The 26,233-nt window shown below is 42.0% G+C and carries 19 protein-coding genes and 1 tRNA gene; 5 read left to right on the forward strand and 15 right to left on the reverse strand.

The window, feature by feature from the left end:
* Positions 1-240: 240 nt before the first annotated feature.
* The 6 genes from NHE_RS02465 to rpsD all read right to left on the reverse strand — a co-directional run bounded on the left by NHE_RS02465 (position 241) and on the right by rpsD (position 5,372).
* Complete coding sequence (locus NHE_RS02465; protein ID WP_038559638.1) at positions 241-2,919, reverse strand: 2-oxoglutarate dehydrogenase E1 component; 2,679 nt, start codon at positions 2,917-2,919, stop codon at positions 241-243.
* A 159-nt stretch (positions 2,920-3,078) separates the two neighbouring features.
* Entirely contained in the window at positions 3,079-3,642 is a 564-nt protein-coding gene (locus NHE_RS02470) for an L-threonylcarbamoyladenylate synthase (RefSeq protein WP_038559641.1), read from the reverse strand.
* Positions 3,639-4,436 carry an MBL fold metallo-hydrolase gene (locus NHE_RS02475; RefSeq protein ID WP_038559644.1) on the reverse strand — a complete coding sequence of 266 codons (798 nt, stop codon included), beginning with the start codon at positions 4,434-4,436 and terminating at the stop codon, positions 3,639-3,641. The genes NHE_RS02470 and NHE_RS02475 overlap by 4 nt, the downstream gene beginning before the upstream one ends.
* Entirely contained in the window at positions 4,433-4,636 is a 204-nt protein-coding gene (gene iscX, locus NHE_RS02480; RefSeq protein WP_038560570.1) for a Fe-S cluster assembly protein IscX, read from the reverse strand. Before iscX ends, NHE_RS02475 begins: the two co-directional genes overlap by 4 nt.
* A 23-nt stretch (positions 4,637-4,659) precedes the next feature.
* A tRNA-Leu gene (locus tag NHE_RS02485) sits at positions 4,660-4,744 on the reverse strand.
* 10 nt (positions 4,745-4,754) lie between these two features.
* Entirely contained in the window at positions 4,755-5,372 is a 618-nt protein-coding gene (gene rpsD, locus NHE_RS02490) for a 30S ribosomal protein S4 (RefSeq protein WP_038559647.1), read from the reverse strand.
* A 312-nt stretch (positions 5,373-5,684) separates the two neighbouring features.
* Between rpsD and NHE_RS02495 the strand changes: the two genes are divergently transcribed.
* Both NHE_RS02495 and NHE_RS02500 read left to right on the forward strand, forming a co-directional pair.
* The gene (locus NHE_RS02495; protein WP_051579599.1) at positions 5,685-6,626 is read left to right on the forward strand and encodes a D-alanine--D-alanine ligase; all 942 of its coding nucleotides are present in this window, start codon (positions 5,685-5,687) and stop codon (positions 6,624-6,626) included.
* 59 nt (positions 6,627-6,685) lie between these two features.
* Positions 6,686-7,402: a cell division protein FtsQ/DivIB gene (locus NHE_RS02500; RefSeq protein ID WP_038559650.1), complete on the forward strand. Its 717-nt coding sequence runs from the start codon at positions 6,686-6,688 to the stop codon at positions 7,400-7,402.
* A 232-nt stretch (positions 7,403-7,634) separates the two neighbouring features.
* On the opposite strand, the gene folE is transcribed toward NHE_RS02500, so the two are convergent.
* Both folE and NHE_RS02510 read right to left on the reverse strand, forming a co-directional pair.
* On the reverse strand, positions 7,635-8,177 hold the full coding sequence (gene folE / locus NHE_RS02505; RefSeq protein ID WP_038560576.1) for a GTP cyclohydrolase I: 543 nt from the start codon (positions 8,175-8,177) through the stop codon (positions 7,635-7,637).
* Positions 8,161-8,979, reverse strand: a complete 819-nt coding sequence (locus NHE_RS02510; RefSeq protein WP_038559653.1) for a F0F1 ATP synthase subunit gamma — start codon at positions 8,977-8,979, stop codon at positions 8,161-8,163. Before NHE_RS02510 ends, folE begins: the two co-directional genes overlap by 17 nt.
* 334 nt (positions 8,980-9,313) lie before the next feature.
* On the opposite strand from NHE_RS02510, the gene NHE_RS02515 reads away from it, so the two are divergent.
* Positions 9,314-10,903 (forward strand): coiled-coil domain-containing protein, encoded by a 1,590-nt coding sequence (locus tag NHE_RS02515; protein ID WP_198014737.1) that lies wholly within the window; start codon positions 9,314-9,316, stop codon positions 10,901-10,903.
* A gap of 197 nt (positions 10,904-11,100) precedes the next feature.
* Here NHE_RS02515 and murB read toward each other — a convergent pair whose 3' ends face one another.
* Positions 11,101-11,940 (reverse strand): UDP-N-acetylmuramate dehydrogenase, encoded by an 840-nt coding sequence (murB, locus tag NHE_RS02520; protein ID WP_038559659.1) that lies wholly within the window; start codon positions 11,938-11,940, stop codon positions 11,101-11,103.
* A gap of 141 nt (positions 11,941-12,081) precedes the next feature.
* On the opposite strand from murB, the gene NHE_RS02525 reads away from it, so the two are divergent.
* On the forward strand, positions 12,082-13,020 hold the full coding sequence (locus tag NHE_RS02525) for a hypothetical protein (RefSeq protein WP_232214959.1): 939 nt from the start codon (positions 12,082-12,084) through the stop codon (positions 13,018-13,020).
* A gap of 108 nt (positions 13,021-13,128) precedes the next feature.
* Here NHE_RS02525 and glpX read toward each other — a convergent pair whose 3' ends face one another.
* The 4 genes from glpX to NHE_RS02545 form a co-directional block, all read right to left on the reverse strand.
* Positions 13,129-14,109: a class II fructose-bisphosphatase gene (gene glpX, locus NHE_RS02530; RefSeq protein WP_051579601.1), complete on the reverse strand. Its 981-nt coding sequence runs from the start codon at positions 14,107-14,109 to the stop codon at positions 13,129-13,131.
* A 183-nt stretch (positions 14,110-14,292) separates the two neighbouring features.
* Entirely contained in the window at positions 14,293-16,797 is a 2,505-nt protein-coding gene (topA, locus tag NHE_RS02535) for a type I DNA topoisomerase (RefSeq protein ID WP_038559666.1), read from the reverse strand.
* Positions 16,798-17,112: 315 nt separating this feature from the next.
* Positions 17,113-18,753, reverse strand: a complete 1,641-nt coding sequence (locus tag NHE_RS02540; protein ID WP_038559669.1) for a hypothetical protein — start codon at positions 18,751-18,753, stop codon at positions 17,113-17,115.
* Between the two features lie 193 nt (positions 18,754-18,946).
* Positions 18,947-19,576 carry an O-methyltransferase gene (locus tag NHE_RS02545; protein ID WP_051579604.1) on the reverse strand — a complete coding sequence of 210 codons (630 nt, stop codon included), beginning with the start codon at positions 19,574-19,576 and terminating at the stop codon, positions 18,947-18,949.
* A gap of 251 nt (positions 19,577-19,827) precedes the next feature.
* Between NHE_RS02545 and acnA the strand changes: the two genes are divergently transcribed.
* Positions 19,828-22,413 (forward strand): aconitate hydratase AcnA, encoded by a 2,586-nt coding sequence (acnA, locus tag NHE_RS02550; RefSeq protein ID WP_038559672.1) that lies wholly within the window; start codon positions 19,828-19,830, stop codon positions 22,411-22,413.
* A gap of 129 nt (positions 22,414-22,542) precedes the next feature.
* Here the strand turns inward: acnA and NHE_RS02555 are convergent, their stop codons facing one another.
* Both NHE_RS02555 and NHE_RS02560 read right to left on the reverse strand, forming a co-directional pair.
* Positions 22,543-23,514 (reverse strand): class I SAM-dependent methyltransferase, encoded by a 972-nt coding sequence (locus tag NHE_RS02555; RefSeq protein WP_038559675.1) that lies wholly within the window; start codon positions 23,512-23,514, stop codon positions 22,543-22,545.
* Positions 23,515-23,614: 100 nt separating this feature from the next.
* Entirely contained in the window at positions 23,615-25,954 is a 2,340-nt protein-coding gene (locus NHE_RS02560) for a valine--tRNA ligase (protein ID WP_038559678.1), read from the reverse strand.
* Positions 25,955-26,233: the final 279 nt, after the last annotated feature.

Here is a 26,233-nt window from a genome sequence, read left to right on the forward strand (position 1 = left end):
AAGGAAAAATACCAATCCAGACAGCGGAATATAGCTCCCACCGAATCAGTCAGTGTTGAGCAAGATTGGTACACCTACTGCAGGCAAGAATACCATCGCAGATAGTGACCTTCATAACAAACAGCATCCCGCGGCAAGTATGATATCCCACGCCATTGGCGCTCTAAATTCAACACCTCCTCCATTAAAGTAACCACACAAGGTATAACATAGCAGCACCCACGGAAGTAGGATCACATCCTAAAGAGTCAGCGCCCCTCTTACCAAAGCGTTCTGCGAAATAACGTGATCATTCATGAAACCCTCTGATGTAGCTGCCGCAGCTGCACGACCGACGTATCTTAGTTTCCTTGAGCAATAATCTTCAAACAAAGGAGCAACGAAAAACCAAGCCCCCATATTCTTAGGCTCTTCTTGACACCAAAGCAGCTCAGCATCCTTATGAATCTTCACGACTTCCAGGAGCTCTTCCTTTGGAAATGGATAAAGCTGCTCAATCCTTACCAAGAGTATTTCACTCGAATTAAGCTCCGCTAAAAGGTCGTAATATACCTTCCCGCTGCAGAAAATCACTCTACGGATACTGTCACGTTTGGTGCGATCGTAGATCACATTTTTAAAGCTACCATCTGTAAAGTCACTCAATGTAGATACAGCCATCTTGTGCCTCAACAGAGACTTAGGACTGAAAACAATTAATGGCCTGACAACATCACTCAGAACCTGCCTACGGAGAGCGTGAAAAAAATTCGCAGGCGTAGTGCAGTTTATGATACGCATATTGTTCTCAGCCGCAAGCTGAAGGAACCTTTCTACACGAGCAGACGAATGTTCCGGACCCTGTCCTTCGTATCCGTGAGGTAATAACAATACTAGACCGGTCCTACTCAACCATTTTATTTCACCCGAGGAGATATACTGGTCTATCATAATCTGTGCGCCGTTGGCAAAATCCCCGAATTGCGCTTCCCAGAGCACAAGCTTCTTTGGTTTTAATAGACTATAACCATACTCAAATCCTAAAGCTCCGTACTCTGATAGAGGGGAAGTAACAACGTCAATTTTCGCAGAATCGGAGAGAGTATTCAGCAGACACAGCTCCTCTCCTGTAGACTGCGAAAACAAAACTGCATGCCTATGTGAAAAAGTCCCTCTTTTACAGTCCTGTCCGGTGAGTCTTATCGATATTCCCTCATTTAAGAGCGATGCAAATGCAAGACTCTCACCATTTCCCCAGTCTATATTGTCACCAGCAAGGATTGATTCTTTTCTTTGGAGTAGTAATCTAACCACCTTTGAATTTGCATCAAATTCTCCTGGAACATTATTGAGCTTCTCCGAGAGGGTAACAAGAATCTCTTTGGATACGCTTGTATCAGTTGAAGGCTCATCCTTTCTTTCTTGTCCGAGACAGCCCTCCCACCCTTTTCGCATGAGAAATTCCGGTTCTGGCTTATATTCTTTACTTTTATTTAACTCAGTTTCCAGGAGATCCCTGAAACCGCCCTTGCGTGCTGCGACATCAGCGGCTGAAATAACACCCTCTTGTATCAACTGCTCGGAATAAAGGTCAACGACCCTCTTATGCGAAGCAATCACATCATACATTACAGGCTGCGTGAATTTTGGTTCATCCATTTCATTATGTCCATACCGCCTGTATGAGACGATATCTATTACCGCACTCTTATTGAACTTGCTCCTAAACTCCGATGCCAGTAGAGCAACATATAAGACTGCTTCAGGATTGTCAGCATTCACGTGAAAAATTGGTATATCAAATGACTCACCAAGGAAAGATGGAAAAGGTTGCTTCCGCGCATACTGAGGGGGGGTAGTGAATCCTATCTGATTGTTTACTATGACGTGCAAGACTCCACCACTCTGATATTGTTGAAGGCTTTCCAAAATCATGGATTCATAGACTACCCCTTGACCAGAAAACGCTGCATCACCATGAAATAAGACTGGGAATACGGTCATACCCTCATCCTGCATTGCCCTAGCATATCCGAGTAGCACTGGATCAACAGCTTCCAAGTGAGATGGATTATGCAACATCATGGCCGAAATCTCTGTATGACTCAAAAACGACTTGTGAGTACAGGAAGCACCAAAGTGGTACTTCACATCACCAGAGACTGCAAACTCAGCTGGAAAAGGTGCACCACCAGCAAATTCAGCGAATAGGGCTTTATATTTTTTTCCAAAAATATTTACAGCAAAGTTTAGTCTTCCCCTATGTGACATTCCGAGTAAGACATCTGTATGACCGGAAATAGCGGCAACTTCTATGATTGCCTCCATAGCAACTAAGGCTGCATCGCAACCCTCCAGCGAGAAACGCTTCCCGCCTTTGAACTTAATGTTAAGAAATTCTTCCAGTCCATCAGCCTTTACTAAAGTATCTAGGAGAGCCAACTTGACTGAAGAGTCAAACTCCGTACGGTAAAATGGCCTACTTTCTAATCTTTCTTTGAGCCAATCTACTTCCTTATTCTCCGAGAGAAACATAAACTGAGCAGAGATATTTCCGCAATAGACAGCATGCATAGACTCAACTACCTCAGCGACAGTAGGACTGCTCCTATAAGACACATCATCTAGCCCATGAAAGGATGGATCTAACTCAGCCTTCCTATATGCCCTCGCCAACCCAAGAGGATCCAGATCAGCTGCAAGGTAGCCGAACCTACGATAAGAATTCTTCAAAGCTTCGATCTTATAACCTAGCAGGGACTGATCCGTATGTTCACTGCCTTCTTGGGCCATTTTGGCCCGAACATTAACTGATTTTTTTGGCTCAAAAAATGCTCTCCAACTCGGATCTACGGAATTCGGGCTATCCAGATAAGATTGTTGAATTTTTTTGAAAAGCTGATTATCTGCATTCCTTATATCGGGCCTTATATCGGGCATCTCTTGTATCAATTGTGTATATACCTTCAGTAGTTATTAGACTATAACTCAGCCAGATAAACAACATTGGCTCAGAAAAGAAATTTAAAAAAAAGTAGTCCGGATTCTGACTCAACTCACTATTGCGAGCTGTGCACTCTGAATTGAGAGCCCCTCTTGCTAGGATGTAACATCAATGATGCCTCTTCTCATAGGAACAATGCAGCTCTCCGAAATGTCCACGATTGATGACGCGGTGCCACTGACACCCTGATTATCACCAATAATATAGTCAACTCTTTTCCTTATATAGCCATCTATCCGTGTAAAATTCGTTGTCGGAACCTTACTGGAAATATTCACACTAGTCGCACATATAGGTCGGTTGAACAATTGAAGTATCCTCAACGCAATCTTTGAATCAGGAATCCTTACGGCAATCTTCCTGGGAAAATGAAAGCGCAAATGAGATGTATCCTTCCTGGGAACAATGAATGTCACAGGACCTGGAGAATACCTTCTTATGAGAGATGACTGATATTCAGTAAGCTCAGCTAATCTCGATATCCAAGAAAAATTCCATACCATGACTGGCAGATTTTTTTTTATATTTCTCTGCTTGAGCCTATATATACGTAGCTTTGCATGATAATTCGATGCGTCACAAGCAAGTGCATACACGGTCTCAGTTGGAAAGATAATTACTCCACCAATACGTAAAAAATTAACTGCCTTTTCTATCATACTTCGAATGAGAGTCCGTCATATGCCGGCATTACATGCGAAACACCTCTAGCACTGAGATTAGCAATTAAATCTTCATAACCCAATTTGTGCGTCATATGAGTTAGAAATGCCCGCTTAGGAGCAACGATTTCTATATATTCCAATGCCTCATCCAAATTAGAGTGAGCATGTGCTTTTTCATAATCAAAACATTCAATAATGAAGACCTCCAAGGAACATGATCTCATGATTTCTAGAGCTTTTTCTGGAATCAATCGCACATCTGTACAATAGACAAACTTGCGATCGAGGATAATACCGCAACTATTGATGTTTCCATGAGTCTGCGGAAAGATCATGCAAGAAATATCACCGGCGAAGAATTCCTCATAATATGGGACAATCCTTGCCTCTAGGTAGCACCGCTTCCACGGAGCTCCGCCTATATGAGACTGACGGAATAGGTATGAATAAACTTGCTGTATATGGGAAATAGTAAATTCATCTCCGAGGACTCGTATAGATCTACGCTCATCAATTGGAGTGAAAGAAGAGAGCTCATGTATACCGGCCGTGTGGTCGAAGTGTATGTGAGTATAGAAAACCTGATCCACACTCGAAAAATTCTCGCGTATGGCCTGGAGCCTCAAATCAGGGGAAGTGTCGATGAGCAATCTAGAGGAGCAACTCTCTACAAGAACTGAGCACCTCGTCCGTACATCTTTGGGGTTCGATGAGAGGCAGACTCTACACGAACATCCAAGAAGCGGAACACCAACAGAGTTACCACAACCCAGAATTCTGATTCTCATTCCCTATCTTCTCTCTCAGAAATCCAAGCTGCCTGTATGGCTTCGAGGATTTTTTCGCTACAGGCTTCTGGGGAACCAACGAATCCTTCCAAGGAAACAATCCAATCACGCAGGTCGGTGAAACGCAGATTTATATTATCCTTGTCACCGTACTGATCCTCGAGTGCAACTGCTATCTCCTCAATGTCACTCCATTTCATAAAAAGGCTAAAAACACACAGAATACCCATGGGGAGACTCGAACTCCCAAGGCCGCAAAAGGCCCGCGGATTTTAAGTCCGCTACGTCTACCATTCCGTCACACGGGCAGAAACAAAATCACATTTTGCTAGAGAAGTATTCAGTGACCAGGTTTGGCTCCATCACGGCCGGATACGGGACATCAGAAAACTTCGGAGAGACTAACAACTTCACCGATCTCTTCTCTTTATCGACTTCCAAGTAATGCGGGTGCTCATTACTACTTCCAAGTGCCCCGGAAACGCAAGGAATACTCGCAGCTCTATCTCTAATTTGGACGACATCACCCTCTTTTAATTCGAAACTGCAGACATTCACTATCCTGTTATTGACTGTCACATGTTTATGTGAGACGAGCTGTCTAGCAGCAAAAATCGTCGGAACCATTCCTGATCTGTATAGAATCGAACTCAGCCTCCGCTCGAGCAATGATACTAAATTATCGTTAGTATTTCCCTTACCTCTATAAGCCTTGGCAAAAATGTTCGAAAATTGTTTTTTTCCGATAACGTAATAGGTCCTGAAAGCTCTCTGCGCAGCATTCTGCTTATAGAAATCCGAGATCTTTTTTATCGGAGACCTCCCGTGTTGTCCCGGGCCGTAATTCCTCTTATGGACAGGATCCTTCTGCGAACCCCAAAGGCTCGCTTTCATCTGCCTACTCACTCTGAACTTTCTTCTTATTGTAGTTGTCATCGCTATATAAAATTACTAGTTACTTCTAACATGCCACGGCTCTTTGAGCAACAAAAAAAATGAACGCGCGCCAGTACCTTATACCAGAAGTACAGAGAATGCGCTAGTAGCAGATCAACGTGACCTAGCCTTCAGAGATTTCTAAGTGGCTTCCCTATTGCGCTGCTTGGGCATCATTTCCACAATCCTCATTAATGCTATTTGAAGGATTGCCTCCTCTGCGCTTTTGTTGTATCATTGTCGTTTCGGTTTTCGAAAGCTAGAGCTCAGATGTTACATCCAATCTGAGAGAATTTTCCGTAGTTTCATAGTATGAAATCCAGCCTTTCCAGAAAAACAGTAGCACTACTGTATGGTGGCTCCTCGCCTGAGCGTGACATATCCCTTTTAACTAAAGAGGTCGTGGAGGCATCCATAGTGAGGCTAGGTCATGGAGTGCTCCCAATTGATGTAGCAGATATCAGTGCAGCACGTACAATCCCGACATTGAAGTGTGATCTTGCGTTCATGGCAATGCACGGACACAATGGCGAAAATGGGTGTATCCAAGGAATGCTCGAGATGAGTGGAATACCTTATACACATTCTGGTGTTCTTGCTTCCTCAATATGCATTGATAAACCAGCAGCGAAACTTTTTTTCAAAGGTTTGGGTGCGAATGTTGCATATTCGAGGCTTGTGACAAGAGAGGAGATATTACAAAGAAAAGTTTTATATCCGAAAAAATATGTACTAAAACCTACGAATGAAGGTTCGAGTAGGAACATTGTTGTCGTGGATGGAGAAAGCCATCTTACTGAACAGAATTATCCTTTCGATGGACCCGTGATGCTAGAAGAATTCATTTCAGGATATGAACTTAGTGTAGCCTTTCTGAGTGGGAGAGTCTTGGGGGGATTGGAGCTTGAATTAAATGGATCTGAGTATTGTAGCTACGATGCAAAGTATAAAAAGGGATTCGCAGAGTGGGTCCCTATCAAAAATATTCCGGATGAGGTTTATCAATCTGCTCTTACGTTAACGGAAAACATCTGCAATATTCTGCACTGCAGGGGCGCTGTAAGGGCGGATTTTAAATATGACGATAAGGAAAGCAAACTCGTCATACTCGAAGTGAACACCTGTCCAGGTATGACCATTTTACCGAAAATTGCGAAAGCATGTGCAAACATGGAGATCGACCAGGTAGTACAAGAGATTATGGAGGACGTCGATTATGGAGTTGCTGCTATGGAATCTTTACACGTACAGTAGACACTTCTCGTATGAAATCTTAAGATGGGGCAATTTAATTTTTATTGCCACAGCGGATAATGCGTAATAAGAGTAGAAAATACGTCATTACATTATCTTACGTACTGCTCTTCACGTTTTTTTTCTTTACTGCCGCGAGTTTTACTGATAGCGTGAAGAACTTCACCAATGGCTTATTAGTTAGACACGGATACTTGTTAACTGATATAAGGATTTCGGGAAGCAATAATTTACGTTTGGACTCCGTTCACAAGATGATGGAAAACTATAAAGACCGTAGTATTATTGCTATACCAATTTCTGGTATTAGGAAGGAGCTACTAAAACAGAAATGGGTTTCTGGTGCAACGGTCATAATGAAGCTCCCAAATATCATAATGATCTCGATAGATGAGCATAAGCCTTTCGCTATTTTCGGCAATACGAAAATAGTAGCAGATGACTTGAGGGCACTTATTCCAATAGACGCTGAAGAAGAAAAAAAATTTACTGGTCTATTGAAGGTTTACTCACAGAATTTTAAGAGGACTTCAATACTTTTAAAAACACTCAAGACAAAGTTAGACAAAGGGACATTAGATAAACTTGCATCAATTGAAGAGATTGCAGACAGACGGTGGAATCTCACATTTAAAAACGGAACAGTTATAAAACTACCGGAAAAGAATCTAGATCTTGCACTGAATCGCGTAAACAAGATTTTACAGAAAAATCCAGATCTGTTAGGACTCAAGAACATCGACTTGAGACTCTTAGACAAAACATTCTTCAGCTAAGAAAGGCTACACAAACTCGATATAAACAATCTAGATGTAGGTTGACGCGCTATCCTTTGGATCATAGGACAGCTTAAGGGTAAAAGCACCTTGAAAAGTCGATGAAAACCCAGTAACACATAGAAAATTCCCGCCTTCAGATAGAGCAGCGCTCACTAGGAAAAGTCATAATACACACGAAATCCTACTGGAAGGAATTCCATACCCAGAAGAGTCAGGATTAAAACTTATCTCATTTTTTAATGACGCAGAAAAACTCCTGTATCTCTGTCCGCTGATTATCTAGGAAAACCCCTGTTTTAGCAGAAGCGTCAAAGATACCATCATTGTGCATCATGCACATATGCCTAGCAGTAGCATAGACTATCACACCTTTTGGAGATAGAACCCTATCGAGAGCAGTAGCAATCTGAGTACATATCCTTTCCTGCATCTGTAGTCTCCTGGTGCACGCATGCACCAACCTCTTTATGCTTCCTATACTGGTAATGAAAGCATCAGGAACATATCCAACAGATATATTTCCAGAAATAGGGAGGATATGATGCTCACAGAAGGAAAAAAATGGAATATCCTTCAAGACAACAAGCGATTCGGTACAACAGCTTTCCATTGGAGTGATTAAGGAATCTAGGCTGTTATGCGCATAACCGGCAAAACACTTAGTAAGAATCTCTAACAGTAATCTAGGTGTATCCTTCAGTTCTCGTCGATCTGGATCATCCCCTATCGCGGCAATGAATCCGCGAATATCATCCTCAGATAACTTCCGCACCACTCACTACCTCAACTAATTCCCTTGTGATTTTCTCCTGTCTTCCTCTATTATAGAGACGCTTGAGATCATCTGCGACGTCCTGTGCATTTTTAGTTGCAGCATCCATTGCAAACATCCTACTCATATTTTCGCTTACCTTGGCCTCCTTCAGGCATTCATAGAGCTGCGCGCACACATACTTCCCGTAAAGAAAGGCAAACAATTCATCACGTTCTGGCTCTAGACCACACATATGCGACTCATGAAAAATAAAGCTATCCCGTGTAGGAATCCTCAATAACTCTGGATGCATGGTCATTGCATTGAAAAATCTCGTATAAAGAATGCTGAAGGTAACTTCATCTCCGGCAGTTGTAATCAGATCAATAACAGAAGCAAAATCCATTTCACTTTCAAGTACATCCATAGTATCCACCAAGAACTTGCTTGAGAGAGCAACTTTTTTCCCTATAAAACAGAACGATACCCGTCTCCTGCTCAAATCTGGGAAAATCATCCGGAAGTACTTAGTGATCGAGGAATTATATCCACCACACAAACCCTTGTCGGAGGATAACACGAACAACACCTCTCTTCCTGCTGCGCAATCTGACTTCGAATTTGAAGGAATTCCTGCTTCAGCAAATCTCCCAAGTCTGTACAGCGAACCCAAAACTTCATCTTTATAACGATGTGCGGCAGCGAGTGCCGCCTTGGAGTGCCTCAACTTCGAAGTAGCAATCATCTGGGTGACCCTCGTGATTTTCTTAGTCGAGTTCACGGAATTAATACGGAGTAACAGGCTCTTCAGGTCTGACATTTAGAATCGATATACAAATCGGTTACATATAGAATAGCAGCTCAGATTGTTTTTTAAACAGCAAATGCATTCAAACATACATCATGGAGTAATAGCGGACTGTTTATAAAGGACTCCAAAACAGAAAGTGATTCCGAACACGCTCTCAATTAAACCAAGGTCTCATAAAGGTAAAACCTAAATAACAGCTGTAGAATCAAAATACTCCTCAAGTGTATCCATCATGAATACGTTAAAAACTATTCTAGTATATCGTGATCCTACTAATATTCGGATATAATTAACATTATATTTAGATTTAAACATAGCATCCGCTATGTATATTGCACTATTTATGACTGACACACATTTAAATACTGAAGGAAAAGTACTTATCATTATAGGATCGGTAATAGCGCTTCTGTCATCACTTACGCTTCTGTCATCACTTATTATTGCAACGTTGACGGTTAGGCTAAACAGAGCGCAGTCTCGCACTAACACGCGAGCAAGTTTTGAAGTTTTTTTGCGTGACCAAGGAAAGCTAACACTACTACCTTGTAAGACACCAGATGAATATACAAGTTCATCTATGATGAGGCTGGCGGAGGAAGGTCATATAACCCATGAAGAACAGCAATCATCCATAGGTATACCAGAAGAGAAAGCAATTATTGCCCAAACAGAACCAAGTGTGTACTCCGATATATTGAAGATAAGAACAAAGCTGCCCGCTGGAAACACTGAAACAGTGCTACTTTATAACCAAGAACTCCTTAATGCAGGCGCACCTGTTTCCGACATTGGTGGCAACTCTGGATGTGGTTCTAGAGAAACACTTCTCACTTCTAGGAAGAGAACACCACTCACAAATCTTGTCGATCACTGTGATGTATCTCCAGAGCAAGCTTCAGCTCGTGATTCATCGATAAGATTAAATTCCGAGCAAGGTACAATCAGTGGACCTAATGAGGATTTAAGACAGACTTGTAAAAGTACACCAGAAGAAAGCGGTAGTTTACACCATTACCTTGCAAATCCATCGCTTCTCGGGGGCTGTGAAAAGCTAACTTTAGAAGAGTCAAGGGACGAAGCTTTTTCTGCTGATAGATTAGATTCGCTTTATTACGAGGAAGTAGAGAGACCGGAAAATAATGGAGGGAATTCACTTTATGTTGTGGAACTAAGCAAAATACGTGAGGAACTAAACTTCCTTGGTATAGAACTAAGCAAAATACGTCAGGAACGACGCTCTCTTGGTGCGGCAGTGAATAAAATAGATGAGGAGCTAAGCTCTCCTGTTACAGAGCAAGATGGAATGCATGTAATCATGGTACTTCTTTGCGAGGAAGTAAAGGAATTAAGGAAGAAGTTACAGTCTGTTTATGCGGAAAACGCTAAAATGCGCGATGAGATATGCGCTAACACAGCAGAAATACAAGAACTAAAAGCGCCTTCATGCACCGTTGAGAAACTAGATCCAAGTCTGTTACATTGTAATCACCAGATAGAGGAACTAACGAAGGAGTGCTCATTTCTTCGTGGGAAGCTAGAGTTGGAAATTTCATTTCGTGATAGTCAGGAGAAGAAACTACGTGAGACAATAAACTCAGCAACTTTAGTTACTAATCAGCAGATAAAAAAAATAGAGGAGGACAATAAACTTAATTACGAGGAAATAATTGCACTGAGTTCGATGATACACTCTAATAAAAAGTCTCTTAGTGTACAAATCGATGAACTGAGAATGCAACAACAATCTTTTGAGATAAAACTAGGAGACATTTCCACTTCGCCTCGTAATAAGCAACGACGTAGGAAGTCAAACTTAGGCGATTTAGGAGAAGGAGATTTCTATGCCAATGATGAAAGTCCATCTCATGCATTAGATACAAGTCATACCCTGCAATTGAATAGAGCTGGACAACGCGCTCCATATGCGTAGATTTCTTCCTCATGGCGAAAACAGCATAGTCACCGCACAGGAGCCAGATGAAAAGACTCGTCCGCTAGAAGGTATTCAAGCTCAGCGGACTTTATGGGTATCACGACTTTTCTGAGGTGCTTCGTACTCTCAGTGTCATTGCATCAAATGAGTTACAAATTGCTCGGCTGGTGCAGATCCTGAAGCGAAAGCGCCTGCTAAAGGAATCTCATCTCAAAATCCAACGTGATACCTAGCTTTTCCCTCACCCCATCTTTGACGGTGCGACAAAGATCAATTAAGTTCTCCGAGCTCTCACAACCATGGTTTATAACAAAATTGCAGTGCTGTTCCGAAATCTGTGCTTTTCCTATTGAGAAACCACGGAAGCCCGCTTTCTCTATCAACTCCCAGGCTTTATAGCCAACAGGATTTTTAAAAATTGATCCAGCGGTCTTAGAAAAAATTGGTTGGGACTCCTGCTTCTTTCTTATCATCTCCAACATTATGGACTTTATGGAGTCCCTAGGAACTACATTAGTAGCATCGAAAATTACCTCAATACAGATGTAGTGCGATGGTAAGGAATTAGATCGATATTGAAATCCAATCTCTTCCTTTGAAAGAGTGATGATCTCACCATTGTCAGCAATAAAAGTCGCAGAAGTAACAAGATCTTTCGTTTCACAGTTATAGGATCCCGCATTCATAGCAACTGCACCTCCGATAGTACCGGGAATCGTAGAGAAAAACTCGAATCCCCCTATACTATTTTCTAGAGCAAGCTTCGCTAAATTAGACTGTAATGCCGCTGCTCCAGCAATGATTTTTCCATCTTCATATGATAGGTAATTAAAATTCCTGCCTAACTTCAAAATAATGCTCTCTATCCTGTCGCCGGCTAAGATATTCGACCCAGCACCCAAGATGAAAAAAGCATTATACCTGCTAAAATGGATGAGTTCGTCGAGGTTCTCAGCTTTGAACAACTTCGCCTTACCACCGACTTTAAGCCAAGTATAATTCATCAGATTAATCTCTTTAAATCTGTATTTCATGTTTCTTGAAATTCATAGAAATGAAATAAATCTCGTGATATTCTACCAGTTTGTCTTCGGATTCTAAATGATGAAGTCTTTTTCGATAAGTACCATTCTGCGGATTAAATGTTGAGAACCAGGTTTGTAATGCTTTCTATGATGCTGTCTTTCAGCCTTTCTTCGTGCGCGAAACGTGGGATACCTTTTTCAGCTTACCCACTTCAGAATCCACAAGGGGTATATTTCGAGAGTGATCCTGAATTTGTCTCTGCATACATGCGTTATATGAACGCTTCGCAAAGCAATGAGCGTCCGGAAAGCGCTGTGAGTATACTCAATCTCGAAAGCGTTGGCGAGCTAGAAGAGATCAATCCCGTAGATGCCGGCTGGGAAGTTAAAACATTACCTGCCGGAAAAACAGACCTAGAGGAGTTCTTAGATAACTCTGTTGAGACAGCCAGATCATTCGTCACAGACGCTGTGAAGAAAGTGCAGGATTCTGCTGAGGCTGTCAAAAATGTAGCTAGTAAGCAATTCGGTTTCGATGATGAAACAAACAAAAATTCGTCTCGAAATAAAACAAAAGAAACCTCCAGAACTAAGATTCAGCAGTCTCAAGATGAATTAATCCAGGACAAAAAAACACCTGACTCCCAGGCCCAATCTTCTTCGAATGAGTCAAATCGCAACGACGGGACAGTAAGTACTGTCGAAACCATCCCTGATTCAGGCAGCGGAAAAGTATCCAAAAAAAAATCTAGATCAACATCTAAGAAAAGTAAGAGCCATCTTTCCACCGGTAGCAAAGAGGTTTCACAGATTGAGGCAGAGGGTGACAAATTGCTCCCCACTTTTTACACACGGGAAAAAACACATAAGCTGCCATTCTGCGCCGAAAACTGCTCCAGAATCGCTATATATTCTACCTATCCAGTGGTGGGTAGCAGAGATCCGCGCATAAAGTCAGTTGATACTCTTAGTACGCAACGGAATGTGTATTCTACCCATCCCGTTGCGTTAGATAGAAGTAATTTGCGTACGAAATTAGCCGGTATTTTCGATGCAGGGCACGATCGCTTTTCCGTTACGGATAGGTGAGTAACGTCCTATCTCAGCACAGAACTAGGGCAACGTTGTCACCTGGCTGGGAGAAACCAGACTGAGAAAGCGCAAACGATGACCACAGCCAGAGCCAAGTACCCATATTCAATTAGAAACTCTGTCAGGATAGCCTTGTAAGCAAGTCGGCTGTATTTTTCCTGATCTATGAAAGCTGGACTGGAGCTTGTGAAAAGCGCCAGGAAGTATTACCAAGGATTCGCAAGAGGCAATGGTAGAACTATCACGATCGTCGATTCCTGCCAGAAGTTTTCCATTTGTGACTCCAGTGGCGATAAATATCGCCTCTCCTCTGACCATCTCATAATGGGTATAGGATTTCTCTAGATCCAAGATACCTAACTTTCTCGCATACTCCCTACGTTCATTATCCTGAAGAAGTAGCTTCCCTATCATCGTACCCCCAAGATTACGTACAGCTATAGCAGATAACACACCTTCAGGTGCACCACCACTACCCATATATGCATCTGTTTCCCCTTTCAATATAATGGAGACGATAGCGGAGATGTCGCCATCGGTGATTAGCCTCACCTTGGCGCCTGCCTTTCTTATATCCTCGATCAACTGCTGATTTCTCTCTCGTTTCAAGACAGTGATAATCAGCTTGGCAGCAGATTCCACACCTTTAGCTGAGGCAATGCTTTTGAGATTCTGTGCAACGGTATTCTCGAAGCTAACCTCACATTCATAAGGTGTATAAATCTTTTCCATATAGACATCCGGGGCACAGAGAATACTACCAGACCCCCCAAAACCTAGAACCGAAATTGCGCCTTCCCTGAAGTCCGCACAAATATCCGTACCTTCAAGTGGATCTACAGCTAGGTCCAGTTCTAGGCCCCCATTTCCGAGTCTTTCCCCTATATAAAGCATCGGCGCTTTATCTCTCTCGCCCTCGCCTATCACGACACTGACAGTTGCAGAGATCTGATTGATAGCGCTTCGCATTGTTTCAACTGCTATTCTATCAGCTTCTTTACTATTTCCTCTACCTGCAAAACTATACGAAGCAAAAGCAGCTTTCTGCGTTACAGACAAGAAATCCAGAATGTAATCACTAATCATACTTCTTAAGGACACCAGCGAGGATGGTAGCAGAAATCCTGCATTTCGGCAAATATCAAAGTACCTTTTCGATTTTTAATCTCAAGTCTGCACAGACTTTCAAGGCGCATGGACAGCTCTAATGACGGGTTCGGCGAAGTGTGAAGCAAAATAAATATATCACACTTCAACCATAAGAAGCCGCTAATCCTTTTTCGCCTTCTTCCCCTGAGTTGAGGAGGTCTTTTTATTCCCAGATGGAAGAACCTTCTTTGCAATTTTTGGAGCACTCTTCTTTTTCTCCACCATAGAGATGGCTGTCTCAAGAGAAAGACTCTGAGGATCTTCCGACTTTGGTATTGGAGCATTGATCTTTCCGCATTTTATGTACGGCCCATACCTTCCACTCCTGATTTGAACTTCATCGCCTTCATGAGAACCTAAAACGGAAATCAAATTTTTATCGTTGGCTGCATAATTCTCTATGAAATAGATAGCCTTTCCCAATGTCATATCATACATCTCTGAGAATTGGAGATTATAATACTTACCATTCCAAAAGAGATATAATCCATATGGACCAATACCCATCTTAACTTCTTTATTATCCTTGGGGTGCTTGCCAAGTACCTTTGGAAGGGCCCCTAACCTGTCAGCGAACTCCTCATTTATCGAATTAGGATCGACTTCAGATGGAATACCAATATTCTTCCCTTTATATTTTAGATAGACTCCGTATGGACCTCTGTTTAGGGTAATATCCTCTCCAATCCGCTTCGGATACTGAGCACCGTCATCGACATTGTGATCATTCACCACAAGTCTGCAATCCGGATAATCTGTGCATCCAAGGAAGACTCCGTACCTACTGACGTTGAGACTGATTTTACCTGCTCCACATTTGGGGCACCCGTCCCCTATTTTGATATCTTTGGAGATAAGCTTTTGATCAATCAAGGCCTTATTTATAGCATCCAAGATCTCAGCAATGGGAATCTTTTCGACTTCCCGCACTTTTGCACTGAAATTCGACCAAAAATCCTGAATTACATCGAGCCATTCAAGCGCTCCATCTGCAACCCTATCCAATTTATCCTCCAGGTCGGCGGTGAAGTGATACTCCACATACTTGCTGAAAAAATGAACTAAGAATTCCGAAACTATCCTTCCACGATTTTCAGGAATAAAGGACTTATTTTTAATAGATGCGTACTCTCTTTCCTGGAGTACAGAGATAACGGTAGCATACGTCGAAGGTCGACCTATTCCCAATTCTTCCAACTGCTTCACCAACCCTGCCTCAGAATAGCGATGAGGCGGTTCTGTGAAATTCTGCTTGGAGACCACCTCATTGACCTTAAGAAGAGTCCCTTCTTTTTCTCTAGTTATGAAGTCTGCAACTTCCGGATTCTTGTTCTTATTCTTACTTTCAGAAAAAGCAGCATGAAAACCATCGAAGAGAACCATAGAAGTCGAAGCTGTGGTTTTGTACTTGTTGTTCTGAGATACAAAGACAATACTTTGCGTACCGATCAGAGCATCGCTCATCTGGCAAGCAAGGCTCCTTTCCCAGATTAATTTGTACAACTTGTACTGATCATTAGTCAGATAAGCTTTGACCTTTTGTGGAGTGTAGAAAATATTTGTAGGCCGAATTGCTTCATGAGCTTCTTGAGCATTCTTCACTTTCTTTTTGAAAATGACCGGAGCCTCAGGAAGATAGGATTCACTGAAATTATCCTGTATGAATTTCCTAATTGCATTGATCGCATCAGCTGCAATATATGTAGCATCAGTTCGCATGTAGGTAATAAGGCCTTCTGTAACACCAGCGATGTCTACACCTTCATATAATTTCTGCGCCAGGCTCATTGTTTTTTTTACATTGAACCCCAAAAATGTGGAAGCAGCTTGCTGCATCGTAGAGGTAATAAAAGGAGGACTTGCTCTTTGCCTGACTTCTTTTTTTTTTATTTCATCGATTCTGAAATTGAGGTTATTTATTTCATCAAGAATTTGCTGTGCTGTTTCAGCATTCTTAATCGAAGTTCTTTCGAGCTTTTCTCCATCTATATGGGACAATTGTGTACTTATTACGAGCCCAGCACTACCCAATATATCCACATCGATGCTCCAGTACTCCTCTGGAACGAATAATCCTATTTCATTTTCTCTTTCACAGAGCATCCTAAGTGCAACTGACTGGACCCTACCAGCAGACTTACTCCCAGGAAGCTTCCTCCACAAGACTGGCGAGAGACTGAATCCAACTAAATAATCGAGAGCCTGACGCAACCTCTGCGCCTGTACAAGATTATCGTTGATTTTCCTAGGAGAAGTGATCGCATTTTGCACGGCCGTCTTGGTGATCTCGTTAAATACAATTCTGTGGACTTCTTTCGGGAGGACATTGTTCTCCTTGAACACTTCGAATAAATGCCATGATATTGCTTCACCTTCTCTATCTGGGTCAGTTGCTAGGTAAAGCTTTGAAGCATTTTTCACGTCCTTGATCAGTTGTGGAACAACAGTCGCACCTTTTTCAGTGAGCTCATACGACATCTTGAATGAGTCATTGACATCGACGGAGCCGTTTTTCGTGGGCAATGCCCGGACATGCCCGAAAGATGACAGAACCTTAAAATCCTTACCTAAATACTGGCCGATAGCCTTAGCCTTCGCTGGGGACTCGACGATTAGAACATACATTTCTTCAGAACGCTAAAAAGTTAAAAACAATAAAGGTATGCTAGTACACAGGCGACACAGATATTATTACCGTGCCGCATTAGAGTAAAACCCGCGAAGAGATAACATGGACTTAACAATCATCAATAGGAATAGGGTAATACAACCCTAGCTTAAACAATGTTCCCACTAAAATGCAACTCTGTTCCAAAGAAAGGGAAGCGCAATAACGGCATACCATAGACCTGCACTTCCCAAGAAGACTCGAATATACTAGATTGCTAAACAATCCGAACAATCCGATTTTCGGCATAACGTAAACTTCAGTGGAAACTCCTATGGTCTTGACAAAGCTGGGCTCACTACTGGCTGTATGGAAGCGACTGTTAATCCCGGTGTACCATTGGAAAGCTCTTCATTCCTTTCAGATAGTTGTGAGCGTACTCCATGTAATGAAGCTCCGTTAAGTATAGGGGCAGCTATAGGACGACAGCTTCCAGTAGATGAAACGGTACCTGGATCTTTATTTCCCTCAAATAGGGAGGTGTATACTCCATGTAATGAAGCTCCGTTAAGTATAGGGGCAGCTATAGGACGACAGCTTCCAGTAGATGAAACGGTACCTGGATCTTTATTTCCCTCAAATAGGGAGGTGTATACTCCATGTAATGAAGCTCCGTTAAGTATAGGGGCAGCTATAGGACGACAGCTTCCAGTAGATGAAACGGTACCTGGATCTTTATTTCCCTCAAATAGGGAGGTGTATACTCCATGTAATGAAGCTCCGTTAAGTATAGGGGCAGCTATAGGACGACAGCTTCCAGTAGATGAAACGGTACCTGGATCTTTATTTCCCTCAAATAGGGAGGTGTATACTCCATGTAATGAAGCTCCGTTAGTGGCAGGAAGTTCAGGTAGAGGATAACCATCTCTTACGGATGAAGTAGTGGCTAAAACGCACCCTTCGAATGCATTTTGCCTAGAAAAGACGAAACCTTCATCTAGATTACTGAGGCCATGGACTTCTGTAAAAGATCCACTCACCTCAGTTCTGTCCCACGATTCATTGATGGGAGAATGTAGTATTGGGGTCTCTGAAATCTGAAGATATCCAAGCGATGGACGGTTTAAATACTCTCCACTGTTTTCAACCTCAGAGAGAATATATAAAACCGCATTGGCTTTCTGTACAGATGTATAATCGAACCCCAAATACTTCATGTTCTTCAGATCATACTTGAGTCGGTAATATCTTCCAAAATACTTCTTGACTTTTATACTGGAAAAGAAATCACATAGACTCGATGCAAATAAGGCAACCATCACCAACTGAAAACGGCTTGCTCTATCCGCAGTGGAATAGACAGTTGTGTAAAGTGTAGGAAAATCCGTACACTTTCCTCTGCGGTTGCCACTTCTATAACTCGCCCTTGGTGTACGTAAAAGACTCTGTACCCCATTGCTGAGATGCTCCACGCCCATACATATAGGACGCTCCCTAAAGTGTCTCTTAAAGATTTTTACTAGCTCAACTGCATGCTTTTTCGTAAGTTTCTCGGTCCTACCACTGAGAAAGTCACATAGTGCATACTCAAACACAACCTTGAAGAGATTTAGTGCACCGAGATCCACGATACACAATCTATTCAAAAGAGTAGTGGATTTTGCAGCTTTTGCGGCCTCAGCCCAAGGGCGCGCCTTGGGACTCTTATACTCAGAGCCACACACTCTGACACCGCCTTCAATAGCTTCCTTGTAATACCTAATCTCCTCTGGGGTAGCACCTTTCCATAAGATGTGGGAAAGGTATGCATAATTTAACCTGTCTATAACAAGAGCTTTACCTAACTCAGACTTGACTGCCAAAAAAAACTCCTTATATTTTTCCACGACAGTAAACCTACTCTGGCTGAATCCCACACGCTGAAACCCCTGTTGCCTAATTGATCTTTGTCCAACAGCATTTCCTGTCTCCATATCTACTTCCTCATAAACTGATAGTCTGTTGTTTATATGCCATATATAATAAAAAATTTCTATCCAAGATATGAGATATACTGCTGCATGCGTATCGGCTTACGTGATTCGCTTGGAGTGTGTTTTGGATTATTATCTTTCCTAGGTTGATATTGAGATCATCTGAAGGTGCTAAGCAGGATTGAATTCCTACTTACTTTTTCAGCGCGATTGTCATACCGTTTTCCGTCTGTATGATGACTGAATCATACTTATCTGGATTACTGAGTTCGCTGTTGAACTGATCTATCGAGTCCCAGAGTCTTCCCTTGTTGGCAAAACTACTCTCCCCGAAACTAAGTGTATTATCAGCGACTATCAGTCCACCAGACTTAATATTTTTCTCCGCCCAACAGAGATATTCGGGATATCCTGATTTTTCAGCATCGATGAACATCATATCAAATGGCGAAAAATCAATTAATTCATCCAACTTAGTCTTTGCATCTCCCACGATAAGCTTTATTTGTGTGAAATCCCTAAAATTCTGTGATGCAATTTGTGCGTGTTCAGGATTTTTTTCAATTGTGTACACTCTACCCTCAGGTCCCACGGTCTTTGCCATCCAGATTGTTGAATAACCAGCAAGAGTACCTACTTCGACAATTGTTTTAACGGAGTTCATTTTTATCAGAAGCTCTAGAATCTTCCCCTCAATTCTACCAATCTGCATGAACTTCCTCTTATCGGAAAAAGTCTCCTCTCTGATCTTGCGTAACAATCCACACTCGCCAGAAAGCTTTGAGATAATGTACTTTATGACTTCTGAATCTTCTAAATGCATTTATCCTGGGCAGTAGCCAAAATGGAAACAGGGTGCTATCTTTTAACAGCGTGGATCAGCGAGATAAACATCTTTTTCATTTTCATAGTGCTGTGCCACACAGTGCGTGATTGAACTGTGAGCTAGATTGTCCACAATGGTCATCGACTGTGAAATTCACGTATACATGATTTCAATACAAAAAGTAAAGCATTACCATATGATAATTGTCATTATGCCCCTTCTTTTGTTAGGATCGTTCCTAGTTGGTTATGAAGAAAAATCTAAAAGCTGGAATAGAATACTTCGATATAAATCTAAATAAGAGAGTCGAAAGCCTTCCGTGTGTCATAAAAATTTTCCTGGAGAATGCGATAAGGAATAATCGAGGCGAAAATACTGTGGATGCACTCTTGAACTACAAAGAGAACATTGGAGGCTTCACTATAGATTATTATCCATCGCGGGTACTTATGCAGGATTTCACTGGAGTACCGGCTATAGTGGATCTTGCATCGTTGCGAGATGCGGTCTCAGCAAATGGTGGAGATCCTAGAAATGTGAATCCTAAGATTCCTGTAGATCTTGTTATTGATCACTCCATTCAGGTTGATTCATATGGCAAGTCTAGCTCTGCTGGGGAAAATAAACGAAAAGAATTCCAGAGAAATATCGAAAGATATAAGTTGTTAAAGTGGGCACAGGGGGCATTTCAGAATTTCAGGGTAGTTCCGCCAGGAATGGGAATCTGTCATCAAATCAATTTGGAATATCTATCACGGGTGGTTTGTACAAAAGCGGAAGGTAGAGCTGTAATAGCTTATCCAGACACGTTGGTAGGAACAGATAGCCATACCACTATGAGCGGCGGCTTATCCGTACTTGGATGGGGTGTCGGAGGAATAGAAGCAGAATCAGTAATGCTTGGTGAAGCAATTTCCATGGTCATCCCGGAAGTTATAGGTTTGGGGCTCAAAGGTAAATTGAAACCCGGTGTCACATCTACAGATTTGGTTCTACATATTACACATCTTCTTCGCAGCTACAACGTCGTAGGAAAGTTGGTTGAGGTCTTCGGAGAAGGTGTAAAGAACCTTTCGATAGCTGATCGTGCAACGATAGCAAATATGGCTCCGGAATGCGGTTCGACTTGCAATTTTTTCGCTCCCGATCAGAAGACACTAGATTATCTAGACATGACAGGAAAGAGCGCCGAACAGATAGAGTTAGTGGAATCCTACACAAAAGCTCAGACTTTCTGGGCAGATTACAATCACGATGCAGATTTCATTGATGTAATCCACCTTGACTTAGGCGAAGTACGACCTATATTAGCGGGACCTAAAAGACCTCAGGATAAGGTACTCATAGGTGCAGTTCCAGAAAATTTTCGAAATGCATACTCATCGATCTCTCCGTTAGACAGAGAACAGCTCTGTGATGGGTCAGTAATCATTGCTGCAATTACAAGCTGTACTAATACGTCTAACCCTTCAGCGATGCTTGCAGCAGGACTCATAGCAAGAAAAGCTGTAGAAGCAGGCTTAACAACTAAACCATGGGTAAAGACATCGTTAGCACCGGGATCGCAGGTTGTTTCAGAGTATCTCTCACAATCTGGGTTGCAGGAATATCTGGATCAGCTAGGTTTCAACGTCGTGGGCTACGGTTGCACGACCTGCATAGGTAACTCAGGAGATCTACTACCGGAAATCTCTGAGCAAATCGCCGAAAAGAATCTGACTACCGTTGCTGTACTATCCGGAAACCGTAACTTTGAGGGGAGAATACATCCAAAGGTGAAAGCGAATTATCTTGCTTCGCCCATGCTGGTAGTTGCCTATGCAATTGCAGGAAACATCAATGTCAATCTGGAAGAAGAACCGTTGGGGATAAATAAAATTGGCAAAGCTGTATACCTCAAGGACATCCTACCCGACAACAAAGAAATAGAGGGATATATATCTCTTTTCCTGAAAAAAGAGATATTCCTCTCAAAATACAGCAGTGTTCTAGATGGGGATCTAGACTGGAATCAATTACAGTATCATGACTCAGTCACTTATGATTGGGATCCAGAAAGCACATATGTGAAAAATCCACCATTTTTCGATGACAATGCGTCTGAAGCTGATCACTTTTCAATAAGCGATGCAAGAATCATTGCTCTTTTCGGGGATAGTATAACGACGGATCATATTTCTCCGGCAGGAGCGATTCCCGTGAAAAGTCCCGCTGGAGAATACTTGAAAGAACTTGGAGTCGAGCCGCAAGATTTTAACTCCTATGGTGCACGCAGAGGTAATCACGAAATTATGATGCGTGGCACATTTGCAAACCTAAGAATCAAAAATCAGATGCTCGAAGGACAGGAAGGAGGTTACACAGATTATTTCGGCGAAGGCGGAGAAAGAAAAATTTTAAGTATCTACGAAGCAGCAATGCGATATAAATCTCATGGCACGGCTCTTGTGGTATTTGCCGGCAAGGAATACGGGACTGGCTCTAGTAGGGACTGGGCGGCCAAGGGAACGCATCTATTGGGAATAAAGGCGGTAATTGCAGAAAGTTTCGAAAGAATTCATAGGAGCAACCTAGTCGGGATGGGCGTTTTGCCGTTAGTGTATGCAGACTCTAACGAGTATAAAAAGTTGAACCTAACAGGTAGGGAGGAAATCAGTATAAGAGCACTCTCTGATCCCGCACCTATGTGCAAGATGGAGTGCTCAATAAAGAGCGAACAAGGTAAGACTCACATCATGATACTGACGCTGCTTGTAAACACAACTAAAGAACTGGAATATCTCAAAGTTGGGAGCCTCCTGAGATACGTAATTAAAGAATCATTTCTTAGATAGCTGAGCCAGATCTTGTCCATCAAGACTAGCAACTCGCAAGAATGCTCAATTGCAACATAATTCTCGTGAGTTCGGCATTCAAAAGATTGTTTGGGAGCAAGAGCTGTAGGTATGACCACCCAAAATAAGCTACAGGATCACGCACTTAAAAATCTCTCCCATTTGGATGGGTTCGAGTAATCTGTCCAAGGCTTTCTTTAGAGTTACTCGATCAGTTATTCTAGAGCGCTTTGCAAGTTCCAGGATCCCGTAGGAAAGAAGAAAATCCCGCTGTGACATAACTGGATATCCAGGAAATAGGAATGAAAAATCCACCTCATGTGTAATATCAGCCTCGCCTATGTTTTGGAAGATATCGGAAAATTTGTGGGACCTCAATGCCTGAATTGTACTTCTGCGCACACCAAATGCATGACCATAATCTATAACAAGGACGCCTCCCCCACATCTTGTGATTCTCTCAATCATTGAAGCAGCAACTTCCCTACCCTTAAAGTTCTTTTCTATGATATCTCCATGACTAAACATGCCAGTGAACCTTTCTTCTGTTTTTTCAGGCGTTACATGGAAGTCCGCAGTGATTTTATTTTCAAAGAATTCCTCATCAAGAAAGATGAATTGATCAATAGGAAGAGCATCAAAAAATTCATTTGCAAGAATGAGTATCTTGCTTTCAGGAATTTCGTTTATACTTTCGCACCAGCATATTTTCCTGGAATGCGCTATCAACCTCCCCCTTTGGAGCTTTCTGAGAAGCGGACTTATCTCGACCATGTAAACACGAACAGCGCTATAAAAATCATCAGAACAATGGATGGCATCCAAAATATCTAGCATCATGATACCAGTCCCTGGACCAAACTCCGCTATGATAATCTCGGTCGGCTTACCTAACTGCCCCCATCTATGAAGTAACCATATCGCTATTGTTTTCCCAAAAAGAGATGTAACTTCAGGGGCGGTGATGTAATCACCTTCCTTACCTATGGGATTTTTTGTCATATAATAGCCTTTTTCAGGGTGATACATGGCCATCTCTATGAACTTTGAGAAAGATATAGGTCCACTTTTTTTTATCACATCCTGTATGTAGGACCTCATTTCTTGATGCTGGACCTCCAACTTTGACTTAAAAGATATCTACGACTTAACACAACGAGCTCACCTCAATACAATAATGGACACCCAACTAAAGGTCTCATTATAAAGACATTGCAACAGAGGTTTCATGTGCGGATTCCAGTATCCTCCATGTGACGTTCAGACTATTTGTGGCCATCTTTAGGTCATATTCTGCAGCAACTAGATCTTTAAAGGATGTCGTGATCTCCAATAAACTTATCTCTTTCTTCATCGATATGGAGTGTTCCGATTTGAACTCCCTGACCTTACTCAGAATATGAATAAACTCGCTACCAGGACAAATAAGCTTCGGCTTGATATTAATCTCTTCTGGCCACATTCCCCTGCTATGAACAGAAATATCTGCTGGAAACAGTGTGGAATATATCTCCTCTGTTATGTAGGGAAAGAAAGGAGCAAAAAGTTTCAGCAATACAGAAAGAGAAATGCTGAGCGCATGAATAGCGCTGATGTTCCCATCAACACTATTGTAGGCACGAGATTTAACGAGCTCCAAATAATTGTCGCAGTATTCATGCATAAAAAAGCGCTCCAGCGTGGATTTAGCATGAGAGTAATCACACTGATCAAATGCATTCTCCATTACTTCAATTACCTCAGCTAATCTTGAGATAATCCATATATCGGTAGGATAGGTAATACTGTTTATATCAATCTCAGGTATAAAAAATTGTTCAATAAATCTTGAGGCATTCCAGATCTTATTCATTAATTTTTTGCCTACTAGGAAAACATTATCACTGAAACATGTATCACAACCAAGACCAGCACTTGCGCTCCAATAGCGTACTATATCTGCTCCATGATCGGAGATGAGTTGCACTGGATCAATTGTATTACCCTTGGACTTGCTCATCTTGCTTTTATCGCTGGCCAGACACCAACCGCTGATCATAATCCTTTCCCAGGGAGTTTTCTGATATTCGAGGAATGATCTAAGAATCGTATAAAATGCCCAGGTACGGATAATCTCATGTGCTTGAGGTCTCAGAGACATTCGGCGAAATGGGGCTACCGCGATACTGTCGTGATTAATCTGTGGCGTAAGCGAGCTGGTTGCCCAAGTATCAAGGACGTCTGTATCTTGTCTATAGCGTCTTCCATTCCTGAGTATGGGATCACCATTAATCGGCAAATCGACCTCCTCCGGTAAGAGGATTTCTTCCGTTTCCTCATCATAGTATACAGGTACTCGCACACCAAGATACCGCTGCCTGGAAATACACCAGTCCCATTTTATACCATCGATCCACTGCTCTATTTTGATTCGCATCTTTTCAGGAATCCAGTCGATTTCCTTAACTTTGACTTTCAATTCTTCCTTGTAATCCAGGACTCTAATGTACCACTGATACGTCGAGATTATTTCGAGCTTCCCACCTGATCTTTCCGCACATTTTACATTGTGAGTGATTTTTTCCTGTCTTTTCAATAAACCCTTTGAATCCAAACACTCCAGAATATATTTTCTAGCATCTTCGACTTTTCTTTGTCCTAGGGCATCTATTTTCCCATATCTGTCTACTACTTCCCGCAGTGGAAGGTCATATTGCTGCCACCACTTTATATCCATCTCATCCCCGAAAGTACAACACATTACTAATCCTGTTCCCTTTTCTACTAGGACACTCTCATCACAAATGATTGGTATTTTTACATCAAAGAGCGGTGTGAAGGCATATTTTCCGTTCAAACACCTGTATCGCTCGTCAGAAGGATTACAGAGTAGTGCGACACATCCAGGTAACAGCTCAGGTCTTGTAGTCGCGACTTCGAGCTTCCTGCCGTCTTCAGAGGAAAAAATGATGTAATTCATTTGGGATTCAAACTCTTTTTCCTCGACTTCAGCCTGAGCTATAGCGGTCTGATCTATCACATCCCAGAGCACGGGCATCTTTTTTCTATAGATCAGACCTTTTTTGTAGAGATTCAAAAACGACTTCTGAGATAGACGTCTACACGCTTCACTATTTGTCTGATAACTGAAGCTCCAATCTAGGCTGAGTGCAATACTATCAAAGAGACTTTTAAACTCCAATATTTTTTGTTCTGAGATTGCATCACATAATCGTATGAACTCATGTTGCTCTGTGGCACGTATCCTGATCTTATGGGTTTTTTCAACAAGCCTTTCTGTTGGAAGTCCATTATTATCAAAACCAGCTGAATAAAAGACATTCTTACCCCTCATGCGTTGGTAGCGGGCTATGAAATCAGTGTGACAGTAGCTGAAGACGTGCCCAATGTGAAGTGAGCCGGAAATCGTCGGCGGAGGAGTATCTATGGAAAAAATGTCATCTCCGTCTTTGGAGAAATCATATACTCCTGAATGCTTCCACTTCTCTCTACATTTTTCAGCAATCTGAGCAAAATTGTACCTTTCTACTAATTTTCCCATTGATTTTATTTTTCTGCGCCACACTTATGTTATCTGACAAAATGACATTATTAAATTCCCTTAGAAACAAGATTGCGCGTGCCAAATTGCTTCGAACACGGAGACCCGTCTATCCGCCAAGAGAGTCACAGCGCGGATGCTCAGATGGGCTTCTTTAAAACCAAAATATTTCCGGACTCACACGATCCTGAAGTATTAAAGTCATAGCCACAATTGCATAATGTACCCCTTTTAGTTATCGGAACACTACAATACAATTGTAGCTATGAAGTAAGGACT

This window comes from Neorickettsia helminthoeca str. Oregon, assembly GCF_000632985.1.
GTDB lineage: Bacteria > Pseudomonadota > Alphaproteobacteria > Rickettsiales > Anaplasmataceae > Neorickettsia > Neorickettsia helminthoeca.

What these genes read in the sequence shown, in the direction of transcription:
- NHE_RS02475 (WP_038559644.1), bottom strand. Translation starts at nt 4,436, where the DNA reads ATGAGAATCAGAATTCTGGGTTGTGGTAACTCTGTTGGTGTTCCGCTT.
- NHE_RS02545 (WP_051579604.1), bottom strand. Translation starts at nt 19,576, where the DNA reads ATGCATTTAGAAGATTCAGAAGTCATAAAGTACATTATCTCAAAGCTT.
- NHE_RS02560 (WP_038559678.1), bottom strand. Translation starts at nt 25,954, where the DNA reads ATGGGAAAATTAGTAGAAAGGTACAATTTTGCTCAGATTGCTGAAAAA.
- NHE_RS02515 (WP_198014737.1), top strand. Translation starts at nt 9,314, where the DNA reads ATGACTGACACACATTTAAATACTGAAGGAAAAGTACTTATCATTATA.
- NHE_RS02510 (WP_038559653.1), bottom strand. Translation starts at nt 8,979, where the DNA reads ATGTCAGACCTGAAGAGCCTGTTACTCCGTATTAATTCCGTGAACTCG.
- acnA (WP_038559672.1), top strand. Translation starts at nt 19,828, where the DNA reads ATGAAGAAAAATCTAAAAGCTGGAATAGAATACTTCGATATAAATCTA.
- NHE_RS02525 (WP_232214959.1), top strand. Translation starts at nt 12,082, where the DNA reads ATGCTGTCTTTCAGCCTTTCTTCGTGCGCGAAACGTGGGATACCTTTT.
- NHE_RS02495 (WP_051579599.1), top strand. Translation starts at nt 5,685, where the DNA reads ATGAAATCCAGCCTTTCCAGAAAAACAGTAGCACTACTGTATGGTGGC.
- NHE_RS02540 (WP_038559669.1), bottom strand. Translation starts at nt 18,753, where the DNA reads ATGGAGACAGGAAATGCTGTTGGACAAAGATCAATTAGGCAACAGGGG.
- glpX (WP_051579601.1), bottom strand. Translation starts at nt 14,109, where the DNA reads ATGATTAGTGATTACATTCTGGATTTCTTGTCTGTAACGCAGAAAGCT.
- topA (WP_038559666.1), bottom strand. Translation starts at nt 16,797, where the DNA reads ATGTATGTTCTAATCGTCGAGTCCCCAGCGAAGGCTAAGGCTATCGGC.
- NHE_RS02555 (WP_038559675.1), bottom strand. Translation starts at nt 23,514, where the DNA reads ATGAGGTCCTACATACAGGATGTGATAAAAAAAAGTGGACCTATATCT.
- NHE_RS02470 (WP_038559641.1), bottom strand. Translation starts at nt 3,642, where the DNA reads ATGATAGAAAAGGCAGTTAATTTTTTACGTATTGGTGGAGTAATTATC.
- iscX (WP_038560570.1), bottom strand. Translation starts at nt 4,636, where the DNA reads ATGAAATGGAGTGACATTGAGGAGATAGCAGTTGCACTCGAGGATCAG.
- rpsD (WP_038559647.1), bottom strand. Translation starts at nt 5,372, where the DNA reads ATGACAACTACAATAAGAAGAAAGTTCAGAGTGAGTAGGCAGATGAAA.
- murB (WP_038559659.1), bottom strand. Translation starts at nt 11,940, where the DNA reads ATGAAATACAGATTTAAAGAGATTAATCTGATGAATTATACTTGGCTT.
- NHE_RS02465 (WP_038559638.1), bottom strand. Translation starts at nt 2,919, where the DNA reads ATGCCCGATATAAGGCCCGATATAAGGAATGCAGATAATCAGCTTTTC.
- NHE_RS02500 (WP_038559650.1), top strand. Translation starts at nt 6,686, where the DNA reads ATGCGTAATAAGAGTAGAAAATACGTCATTACATTATCTTACGTACTG.